The sequence below is a fragment of the Streptomyces sp. PA03-6a genome (genome assembly GCF_033792765.1).
Taxonomy (GTDB): domain Bacteria; phylum Actinomycetota; class Actinomycetes; order Streptomycetales; family Streptomycetaceae; genus Actinacidiphila.
Genome location: NZ_JARAVK010000290.1, coordinates 1 through 10,319, shown reverse-complemented (window position 1 = coordinate 10,319; position 10,319 = coordinate 1). Strand labels below are relative to the sequence as shown.

The window sequence follows — 10,319 nt, the reverse complement described above, 5'->3', positions numbered from 1 at the left end:
CCCCGCCTGGGTACACTTCTCGTGGCCCCACCCGTCTCCCGGGCACCCCGGAGCGGGGACGGTGCCGTGCCGCCTTAGCTCAGCTGGTAGAGCACCGCTCTTGTAAAGCGAAGGTCGTCGGTTCGAACCCGACAGGCGGCTCCAGTTGGGACCAGCGACGACGCCCCGGACCATGATCGGTCCGGGGCGTTCGACGTCCACGGGTGGCATCGACCGGGGCGGTCACTCGCGGTCGGGGCGGCGCCTGGGCAGACGGTCGATGGCGCCGATGGGCTCACGCCGTGTGTCGGAAGTCACGTGCGCGCGGACGTCCGTCGTGATGCCGGGAGCCGACGGACGGAGACGAGGCCCCCACCGCAGTTGCCGCGGTGGGGGCCTCGTCATCGTGGGGCAGATCATTACTGCGCGCGCCCCACTTGGAAAGCCCGGCACTGGCAGGCCGGGCAGAGTTCGTACCGCCCCTGGTCGGTGACCACGGTTCCCCAGCCGAGGCACACCTCGCAGTTGCGGGCCGGAGTGGCATCGGGGCGAGAGGAAGGGCGGACGGCGGGGCTGGCTCCGTAGGGCATGTCGGGCTCCTCAGAGGCGCAGCGACGCGACCGTTTTAGGGCTTATGTTCGGTTACTTCCGGTATACACCCGGAGGTGCGGCGACGGGGGCTTTCCCTGGCAAAACCTGCCGGGAGTGAGACGCGTGGCCGATGGTGGCCGCAAGGTAGGTGCAGGTACGCCAACTGTTGGCCGAGCCGTCACCTCACGAGCCTCCGGGGCGAACATGTGTCCGGCCAGCCTCGCCTGGTTTTGTTCCACGGCGTGATGGAGACTCGACGTGCAGAGTGGGTACACCGGTCGAAGACAGCGGGCCGGCGCCCAGGTGGGCCGAATGCCGTGGTGGGACAACATCCGCTACTTCTCCGGCACGCTGGTGGTCATCGGGGCACGCGAGCGAGACCGTGCACACGGACGGCCTGCGGTGGCTGTGGCTGGCCACCTGGGCCCTGCGCGTGCCCGTCTTCGTCATGGTCGCCGGATACTTCGCCAGCGGTGGGCCGGTGACCCCGCGTGAACTGCGGCGGCTGACGGAGTCCATCGTGGTGCCCTACGTGGCCGTCAGCCTGCTGCACACACTTCAGACGTGGTACATGCACGGCGACGTGCACATCTGGCTGCTCCAGCCGGCCTGGGCGATGTGGTTCCTGCTGTCGCTCATCTTCTGGCGGCTGGTGCTGCCCTACGTGGTGATCCTGCGTCACCCGTTGCTCCTGGCCTGTGTGATGGCGCTGCTGGTGGGCTACGTCGCGGACTTCGGTCAGGACTACTCCGCCTCCCGGACGGTGACCTACTTCCCCTTCTTCATCCTGGGGTGGATGATCCGGCAGGGCTTCCTCCGGGACGTCCTGGACGCGCGCTGGAGCCGGTGGGCCGCGGTCGCGGTGCTGGTCCTCACCTTCGGGGCGGGCTGGGGGCTCCGGGACAAGGTCGCGAGGGGCTGGCTCGGGATGGCGGTCCCCTACGCGCAGAACGACCTGCCGGTCGACCTGATGTGGGGCTGGGCGGTCCGCGCCGCGGTCCTGCTGGCCGCCATGGTCATCGGGCTCAGTCTCATCCGGCTCGTGCCGCGCGGGAGGATCCCGGTGGTCTCCTACCTCGGATCGGGCGGCCTGTACATCTACCTCTTCCATCCCCTTTTGATCCGGGCCATGCGCCGCAGCATCGGGACGGACTGGGTCGGCCCCTGGCACGAGCAACTGGCCCTCGTCGTGATGGCCGTGCTGGCGGCGGCACTGCTGGCGTCCAAGCCCGTGCGCTGGCTGACCAGGCCGCTGATCCAGCCCAAGCTGGCGTGGTTGTTCACCGCGGAGGCGCGTGCGACCCGTACGGCCGGGGTCCCCGAACAGGCGACGACCATGGCGGCGCCGCGGGAGCCCGTTCCCGGCGGGGCGCTGGTTCATTCCGGGGCGGGCCGGGAGAGACCGGCCGCTAGCCGGACGGCCGATGTGCGCCGGGCCCGGCGGCACGGCGTCTTCGTTGCTGCGTGCGACAAGGAACTTCAGCGGACCGTCTGCGCGCCGCCGATCCCGTCGCGCAGAGCGGCGCGGCGGCGCGCGGCCCGGAGTCTAGGGTCGACGCTCCTGCTCCCGCCCGAAGCCGCTTCGCCGAACTCACTCCGTCTGTTGACGGTGGCGTTCGTGGTAAGCGCGGAAGTCGAAGAAGCGGAGACCCTCAATCGCAGTCCCGGACTCGATCTCCCCCAATGTCCAGGCGTGCTCGGAGTGGTCATCGAACGCGACACCACCTTGCCGCAACAACAGGGTGGCAAGGTGGCGCACCTCAGCAGTTCCATCGATGCGTCCCGACACGTCAGCGCGCACTGCCCACGTCGGGCGATACCCCAGGGCTGCCTCAAGAAGGGCCATCTCGTCAGGCTCCCAGTCTCGGAACAAGCAGCCCGTTTCCTCGTCATCGATCACGAGGTAGACGCGTTCGGCGAACGTCCACGCCCCGTCGACCCCCACCAGATGCCGGTCAAGGGAGGCCACGGTGTCGGCGCGATCACGGGCGGGGAACATGAACACGGTCCTCATGGGCGCAGCGTAGGAGCAGCAACCACGCAGCATCACCGAAGCGGCAGGACCGTGAGCGCGGAGTCCGGGTCCCGGATCCGCCGTCGGCGTCCGGATCCCGGTGAGGGCCACCCGCTGATTTCTTGCGGCCACACAGGCATAGCGGGCGGCCACCGCACACGTCATCAAGGACAGCAAGCCCGCCGAGGAAGATCCCAGAACGTCTAGAGAAGGTGACGATGGATGCCGAGGGCCACGAAAACTTCAGGGAGTTCGTGGAGAGCAGGTCGTCCGCGCTGCTGAAGACCGCCGTCCTGCTCAGCGGCGGTGACCGGCACGCGGCCGAGGATCTGCTGCAGAACGCGCTGATCAAGGCCGCGGGGCGGTGGCACCGCATCGAGGAGCCCGAGGCGTACGTACGGCAGGTCCTCTACCGGCAGCAGGTGAGCCGCTGGCGGCTGAAGTGGCCGCGGCGCGAGCTGAGCGTGGCCGAGCCGCTGGAGAGCCTGGTGCGCCACGGCGCCGACGACGGGCCCGGCGCGGCCGACCTGCGCATCGTCATGCGTGCCGCACTGGCCCGGCTCACCGCCCGTCAGCGCACCGTCCTGGTCCTGCGCTACTTCGAGGACCTGCCCGAGGCCGAGGTCGCCGGTCTGCTGGGCTGCTCGGTCGGTACGGTGCGGTCCACCACGCACCGCTCCCTGGCCCGGTTGCGGGGCCTGGCCCCCGAACTGGCCGCACTCGGCCCGGCGGACGCCGAGCAGCAGTCGTCCCGTGACTTCTCGCCTGTGGAGGTGCGTCCGTGAACGTCGATGAGCTGGTGCGCGACTCGCTGCGCGAACAGGCCGCCGAACAGCCGGCGCTGGGGCCGGGCTTCGCCGAGCGGGTGCTGGCGGTCCGACGGCGTCGTCGGACGCGGGCCCTGGCGTCCGTCGCGGCGGCCATCGCCGCCGTGGTCGCCTTCGCGGTGGCCGTCCCGCTCCTGGACGCCGGCGAGGACGACGCGCGCCTCGCGAACGTCTCCGCCCACCCGGACCAGACGCCGCCGCGCGACATGATCGCGGCGGGGGACGTCGCAATGGCCGCGTACTACACCTGGGACACCGCCAAGCAGGCCGACGGCCGTGAATTCGCCGTCCGCACCTACCGGCTCCTGGACCGGAAGACCGGCACGTACGTGAAGACGACCAAGTGGTCCCGTGTCGCCGTCGCCCCCGGCATGCGGACCGCCGCCGTCCTGGAAAGGAACCTGCCCGCCAAGCGGATCGGCCTGCTCAACATGCTCACCGGCGAGGTCGAGCGCTGGATCCCGGTCGACCACGGCGTCGCGGACGTCGACTTCTCGCCCGACGGCGGCAAAATCGTCGCGACGACGTACAGCAAGAACCCCGACCTGCTGCGGCACAAGGAGCGCTGGGACAGCGACCGAGACGGCGAAAAGGATTGGGTGGTGCGAGACGACCAGGAGGGCCACACCGGCTTCTACGTCCTGGACGTGGCCTCCGGGAAGGGGTCCTGGAGCGAGACCACCGTCGTCGACGCGCTCGGCACCCAGGACTTCGCCTTCAGCCGTAACGGCAAGCTGCTCTACTCCGGCACCACTTCGCCTCCTTACCGGCAGTACTACGACTTCGCGGGCAAGCAGGTCGCCGCGCCCGCGAACGAGGCGCACGTGGTCTGGCGCAATGCGTCGGGGCTGTCCCCGGACGGCAAGTTCGTCGCGGGCAGCTACTTCCGGGGCCCCCACCAAGGCGGGCAGCCCTTCTCCGCTCTCTTCGACCCCCTCACCGGCAAGCTGGTCACCACGGTGCGCGGGGACCGGCTGCTTGCCTGGGTCGACAACAAGCGGCTGATCGCCTGGGACTACACCCGTGGCTCGAAGGAACGCCGCGACCGGCTCGCGCTCGTCACGATCGGCACCGACGAGGTCGTACCGCTGAGCGGTTTGCGTTCGGGGAGCGACGGTGCGGCCGCGTACTGGACACCGGTCTTCGCCGAACGCTGATCAGGCGGCCCGTCGGCTGCTCGCTTCCGCCATGCCGCCTGCCCCCGGGACGTCGCGTCGTGCTGCCAAGATGGCGCGCACGCGTCGAATCAGGGGTGGGCATGGAGAACTGGGACTTCCGCGAGTGGCAAGCAGCCCTGGCCGCCCTCGGCCCAAGGGCGGCCGCCCTGGTCGGCCTTGCGGCGGCCGAGCGCATGGCGGGGTGCCTGGGCGACGAGCGCTTCCGTCGCCACGGTGCCGCGGCGGCCGGGGTGGCGCGGGACCTGCTGCAGGAGTGCTGGTCCGGCGCCCAGGGCGGGGAGGGATCTGCGGCGGCCCGGATACGGGACCTGGCCGACCGGCTGGCCGGCCACTCCGTGGACTACCAGACGCTCTCGATGACCGAGCTGTTCCACTCGTACGGGCCGTTCGCCGCCGACACGGACGAGGATCCCGACGATGAGGTCCCCGACCTGGACGAATTCCTTGAGGAGGCGGAACCCGAGGGCGCGGTGATGATGCATATGGACGCGCTCACGGCGATAGGCGAGGCGGCTGCGGCCTGTGCCGGAGGCCCCTGGGACGGAGCCCTCCGGTGCCTCCAGGTCACCGCCATGGCCGCGGACCAGCACGATCCCCGGCTGCCGGGACCGGGCGCCGAGACGCGGCGCCAGGCGGAGGACCTGGCGTTGGTCCGGGCGACGGAAGGCGCGGGGGCCTGGCCGCGGCACCTGGTGACGGAGCTCCGGACCCGCGCCCAGGCGGATGCGGTGGGATGGCAACGGGCCACCGAGCGACTCGGCCTCCTGCACGACTGAACCCGCAGCCTCGCCGCCTTCGCCCGCCGGCCGCGCGATGGCGTCCTCGCTAGGCGCCCAGCAGTCGCGAGAGCTCCGTCCCGGCCTCCTCGTACCCCGCGTCGGCGATCCGCTGCAGTTCGCGCAGGTCGCCCGCGGCGGCGGCGCGGCGGGTCAGCAGGAAACCCGCGTGCGGGGACCCCTCGTCCAGCAGCTCGCTCAGCTCCTCGATGTCCCCGGCGGCGTCGGCGAGGTCGGCCAGCCGGTCCAGGGCGCTCTCGTTCCCGGCGTCCGCCAGCTCGCGCAGGGTCTCGCGGTCGAAGTTCGTGTTCACCATGGCCCCAGGGTGCAACCCTGCCCCTGGGGCAGGGTCAAGTGCCACGATTGCCGGGTGATCACCATCGGCCAGCTCGCGGCGTACGTCGGAGTGTCGATCAAGACCATCCGCGTCTACCACGCCAAGGGGCTGCTTCCCGAGCCCGGCCGCGACGCCTCCGGCTACCGGCGTTACGGGGCGGACGACGTCGTCGCCCTCATCAAGATCCGGACGCTCGCCGAAGCCGGCGTCCCCCTGGCCCGCATCCAGGAACTGAGGGCGGCCGGTGAAGAGGAGTTCCGCCGGGCGCTCCATGACATCGACGGCCGGCTGGCCGAGCGGATCCGCGCACTGCAGGCCACGCGGGCGCGCCTGCGCGAGCTCGCCTCAGGGGAGCCGACGCTGCTGCCCGCCCGGGTCCGGGCGCATCTGGAGGACCTGCGGCGCTGGGGATTCACCCCCCGGTGGGTGGACCTCCAGCGGGATCTGTGGATCCTCGTCTTCGCCACCCACCCGGACCAGGCGGGGGCCCTCTTCCAGGACCAGGGCGAGATGCTGTCCGAGCCCGCGCTGCGGCAGCTCTTCCTGCGGTACGACCACGCGTACGGCCTCGATCCCGGCGACCCCCGCATCGACGACCTGGCGCAGCGGATCGTCGAGGCGACCCGGAGCCGCTACGGATCGAGCGCGCCCCCCGAGGTGGACGTGGCCTCGGACATCCCCGCCCTCATCCAGAGCACGGTCAACGCCGCCTCCCCGGCGTGGCGGCGGCTGGACTCGCTGATCCGGGCGGGGCTGGGCGCGGCGCCGTGAGCCGCTCGCATGGCCCGGAGCCCCTGCGCGTCGGGATGGGGGCGGTGGCCGTAGCCCCGCGCAGGGGTGCCCGCCCGCGCGGGCGGGCACCCCTGCGGGTCAGCGGACGGCGACCTGGGTCGTGCCCGTGACGCCGCCGCTGGTCACCGTGATGGTCGCGGTGCCGGAGCGGTGGGCGGTCAGGGCGCCGGTGGACGGGTCCACCGAGGCGACCTTGGGGTTGCCCGACGTCCAGACGTGGGACGCGGGGTCCGCGATCGGGATCGTGAGCGGTGCGATGTTGTCGCCGGCGATCTGGTCGCCGGTCGCGGTCAGGGCGACGCGGTCGCCGCGGGCGATCGGGTCCTTGGGTCCCGTGACCTCGATCGAGGCCAGCGCCGGCTCGACCGTGTACTGCAGGTTGCCGTCGTCACCGATCCGGACGAGACCGAAGTGGTAGATGCCACCCTGGTCGGCCGGGGCGTAGGCGGGCATGCCGAGGTCCGCGAAGGTGAACTGCGGGATGCCGCCCTCGTCGGTGGTCACGCTCCGGCCCTCGGGGTCGAGGATCTGCTCGGCGAAGCCGCGCGCGTGGCCGTACATCATGATCACGTGCTGCTTCGGGTGCGTCTGCTGGTAGCGCTGCACCAGCCTCAGGTACATCCGCGCCTCCCAGCGGTCCGTGAACTGGCTGTTCGCCGCCGGGTGCGGGTCGTACGCGGGCATGTGGGTGATGACCAGCACGTCCTTGGCCGTGGTGTCGGTCAACTGCTGGACGAGCCACGGGTACTGCACGCCCTCGGGGTTCTGGAACGGGTCCGAGGACTGCAGGCTGCCGTGCGAGTTGTCGGTGACGATCATCCGCGCGGCGCCCTGGCCGTACGCGTAGTGGGTCTCACCGAAGGTGTCGCTGAAGTTGCCGTTCTCGGAGTCGGCGCCCTGCGTGATCTCGTGGTTGCCGACGATGTCGCGCTCGGGGATGCCGAGGGCGTCCATCTTGGACTTCGCGTACTGCAGGTCCACCAGCTTGCCGTCGTCGGGCATGTCGCCGAGGAACTGGGCGGAGTCCGGGCGTGCCTGCGGGGTCAGGGTGGGCAGTCGTTCGGCGATGGAGTCCATCACGTTGCTGCTGACCGAACCCGGGTCGCTCGCGAGCATGTGCGCGTCGTCACCGGTGAGGATCGTGGTGCCGCGCTTGGCGAAGTCGGCGGAGTCCTCCTCGAAGGACAGCCACTTCGGGTTCTGCGGGATCGCGCGGTACTCGGGCGCCGTGACCGGACGCGGCGAGTACAGGGCCTGCAGGCCCGCGACGTTGAGCGAACCGCTGTAGGCGGTGCTGGGGCTGATCGCCAGGAAGTCGATGAAGCTGATGGTCAGCGGGAACTGCATGCCCGCCGGCAACTGCGCGACCGCGAGGTGCCAGTCCTTCCACGTCACGAACGTCGGGTAGAGCGTGGTCGAGGTGCCGTTGACGCCGATGTACTTCTCGGCGAGCTCGATGCCGTTGCCGTCACCCTTGATCCACACGCCGATGGCGGTGGGGACCTGGCCGTTGGCGGTGTCGGTCTTCAGGGTGACCTTCGGCGAGAGCACCAGCTGCTTGACACCGGAACCGGCCGGCATCGAGTAGTCGAGCCGCAGGGACCCCGGCTCGGTGGAGCCCGGCGGGACGACGCCGGGGTCGGCGGTCAGGGTGGCGGGCTTGCCGGTGGTGTTGTTGCTGAGCCGCCACACGTCCAGGCTGGTGACCGGGTCGATGACCTTGCTGACCCGGCCCACGGCGACCGACGTGGTCGCGGTGGTGCCCGCGACCTGTGCGCTGACCTCGGCCAGACCGCCGTCGTCGGTGCTCGCGGTGAACAGGCCGTGTGCGTCGACGGTGCCCAGGTTCTCCGGGGTGACCTTCCAGGTGGCCGCCTCGGCGGGGATCTGCACCGCGCCGCCGTCCTTGACGGTGCCGGACAGGGCGAGCTGCCGGGTGGCGCCGTTGTCCAGGTCGGCCTTGTCGGGCGAGACCGTGAGGGTCGTGAGCCTGCTGACGACCTCGAGCTTCTCCGAGGTGGAGGCGCGGCCGTTCGAGGCGATGATCCGGCCCGAGCCCGTGCGGTGCGGGGTGAGCTTGCCGTCCTCGTACGAGGCCAGCGACGCGGGCACGACGCGGACGTGGACCTGGCCGGCCGCCGGGTTCGCGAGCCGGTCGACGGAGTGCACCGGGAGCGGGATGGTGCCGCCGGCGACGGTGGTGACCTGCTCGCCGCCGTTCACCACGACCTTGACGGCCGGGCCGGCCTCCTCGGCGGTGGAGTAGAAGAAGATGCCGTTGGCGACCGGACGCTCCGTGTTGCCGGGCTGGTCGGAGGGCGTGTTGACGATCTCGGCCCGGTCGGCGCCGGGGGCGCGGCTGACCATGCCGGTGGAACCGCCGCCGTCGAAGAGCATGGCGTCGTCGGCGCCGTGGGCGACCATGTAGCCGGCGGCCTGGTCACGGGTCACGCCGAAGGCGGTGGTGGCGCCGCCCTGGCCGTCGACGGCGATGACGATGGCGTGCTTGCCGTCCTTGGTGACGCCGACCGCGGTCTCCGGGTTGGCGCCGCTCGGCGGGGTGCCGGTCGGGTCCTTGTAGACCTGGCCGTCCTTCACCAGCGTGTCGACGCCGCTGATCAGCTGGGTGACATCGTTGTCAGGCGAGAGTCGGGTGGCGATGCCCACCGTGTCGCCCGCGTGCAGGGTGTCGGTCAGCCACTGCCCGCCGTCGCCGGCGCCGAGCAGACCGAGCCGGCCGTCGGCGAGGCGCGGCACGGTGGTGACGCCGGTCCGCACGTCGTCGACGACGAGGCCGCCGTCGGTGACGTGGCCGAGCACCAGGGTGGAGGCCTTGGGCAGGCCGGGGGTCTCGCCGAGGGCGGGGGTGACCTCGGTGATGCCGCCGGACGTCACGTCGTTCACCGTGTTCACCGAGGTGAGCGCACGGGTCGCGGAGCCGTCGGTGATCGTCCCGGAGAAGGTCTCCGGGCCCATGACCATGGTGCCGTCGGGCTTGACGCCCAGTTGGGAGGCGAATCCCGGCTTGGGGCTCTTCAGCAGGCGCCCGTCGGTCATGATGCCGCCGAGCGGACGGCCGCTGGCGTGGATCTCGAAGTAGTCGCCGTTGACGCCCGCCACCGCGTGGGTGCGGTGCGCCATCGACGACGGCGTCTCGTCGGCCGGGTTGGTGATGGTGTCACCGGCCTGGACCATGCCGACCCGCAGGTTCGGGTCGTCGAGGTCGGCGGAGAGCACCTGGACGTGCTGGCGGCCGCCGACGGTGTCGTAGGTCTCGCTGTAGTGCTGCAGACCGCGCGTGACCGTCTCGGCGGGGGTCCGGGTGTAGTCCACCACGAGCGGCCAGTTCTGCGGGGTCTCCGGCAGCCAGTCACGGTCGGGCGCGTGGCCCTGGAGGGCCTCCTCGCCCGCCGGTGCCGAGGCGGTGGCCACGGCCCCGCCCACGGCGCCGGTCAGTGCCAGCGCCAGCGCGGTGACCACGGCGGTCCGGCGTGCGCCGGTCCCCGGGGTCCTCTTCGCGCGAAGTGTCATGGAGTGTTCCTTATGGGTGATGTGCCGGCTGGTCGCCGGCCCCCGTCCACCCGACACCCGTTCGGCGACGCCCAGGTTTCCGGTTGCGGATCGGCGGGTGACCCGCAGGGGGTGCGGGGTTATGGATTCGGTCAAGTCGTCGCAGCTGAAGGGGGGTCCGCCCGGCGCACCGCGCAGCTGCCGTACCCGCGCGGACGTGCGGAACGCCCCGGCCGATGCTCGGCCGGGGCGTTCCGTGGGTCCTCGGGTCAGGTACGGGCGCCCGTCACCAGGGGGCGGGGCCAGGGGGCGCGA

General features: G+C 71.4%; 7 protein-coding genes and 1 tRNA gene. 6 read left to right on the top strand and 2 right to left on the bottom strand.

Annotated elements, in window-relative coordinates:
- The first annotated feature begins 68 nt into the window (after positions 1–68).
- The 5 genes from PV350_RS40035 to PV350_RS40015 all read left to right on the top strand — a co-directional run bounded on the left by PV350_RS40035 (position 69) and on the right by PV350_RS40015 (position 5,365).
- A tRNA-Thr gene (locus PV350_RS40035) sits at positions 69–144 on the top strand.
- An 874-nt stretch (positions 145–1,018) separates the two neighbouring features.
- Complete coding sequence (locus PV350_RS40030) at positions 1,019–2,791, top strand: acyltransferase family protein (RefSeq protein WP_500338349.1); 1,773 nt, start codon at positions 1,019–1,021, stop codon at positions 2,789–2,791.
- An 11-nt stretch (positions 2,792–2,802) separates the two neighbouring features.
- The gene (locus PV350_RS40025; RefSeq protein ID WP_500338347.1) at positions 2,803–3,369 is read left to right on the top strand and encodes a SigE family RNA polymerase sigma factor; all 567 of its coding nucleotides are present in this window, start codon (positions 2,803–2,805) and stop codon (positions 3,367–3,369) included.
- Entirely contained in the window at positions 3,366–4,568 is a 1,203-nt protein-coding gene (locus tag PV350_RS40020) for a WD40 repeat domain-containing protein (RefSeq protein WP_500338345.1), read from the top strand. Before PV350_RS40025 ends, PV350_RS40020 begins: the two co-directional genes overlap by 4 nt.
- Before the next feature lie 101 nt (positions 4,569–4,669).
- Entirely contained in the window at positions 4,670–5,365 is a 696-nt protein-coding gene (locus PV350_RS40015) for a hypothetical protein (RefSeq protein ID WP_500338343.1), read from the top strand.
- A gap of 49 nt (positions 5,366–5,414) precedes the next feature.
- On the opposite strand, the gene PV350_RS40010 is transcribed toward PV350_RS40015, so the two are convergent.
- Complete coding sequence (locus PV350_RS40010) at positions 5,415–5,681, bottom strand: hypothetical protein (RefSeq protein ID WP_499513197.1); 267 nt, start codon at positions 5,679–5,681, stop codon at positions 5,415–5,417.
- Between the two features lie 54 nt (positions 5,682–5,735).
- Here PV350_RS40010 and PV350_RS40005 point away from each other — a divergent pair, with 54 nt between their 5' ends.
- Positions 5,736–6,473, top strand: a complete 738-nt coding sequence (locus tag PV350_RS40005) for a MerR family transcriptional regulator (RefSeq protein WP_499513198.1) — start codon at positions 5,736–5,738, stop codon at positions 6,471–6,473.
- A gap of 99 nt (positions 6,474–6,572) precedes the next feature.
- On the opposite strand, the gene PV350_RS40000 is transcribed toward PV350_RS40005, so the two are convergent.
- Entirely contained in the window at positions 6,573–10,025 is a 3,453-nt protein-coding gene (locus PV350_RS40000) for a phosphodiester glycosidase family protein (protein WP_500338341.1), read from the bottom strand.
- Positions 10,026–10,319 lie beyond the last annotated feature (294 nt).

What these genes read in the sequence shown, in the direction of transcription:
- PV350_RS40015 (WP_500338343.1), top strand. Translation starts at nt 4,670, where the DNA reads ATGGAGAACTGGGACTTCCGCGAGTGGCAAGCAGCCCTGGCCGCCCTC.
- PV350_RS40030 (WP_500338349.1), top strand. Translation starts at nt 1,019, where the DNA reads ATGGTCGCCGGATACTTCGCCAGCGGTGGGCCGGTGACCCCGCGTGAA.
- PV350_RS40010 (WP_499513197.1), bottom strand. Translation starts at nt 5,681, where the DNA reads ATGGTGAACACGAACTTCGACCGCGAGACCCTGCGCGAGCTGGCGGAC.
- PV350_RS40025 (WP_500338347.1), top strand. Translation starts at nt 2,803, where the DNA reads ATGGATGCCGAGGGCCACGAAAACTTCAGGGAGTTCGTGGAGAGCAGG.
- PV350_RS40000 (WP_500338341.1), bottom strand. Translation starts at nt 10,025, where the DNA reads ATGACACTTCGCGCGAAGAGGACCCCGGGGACCGGCGCACGCCGGACC.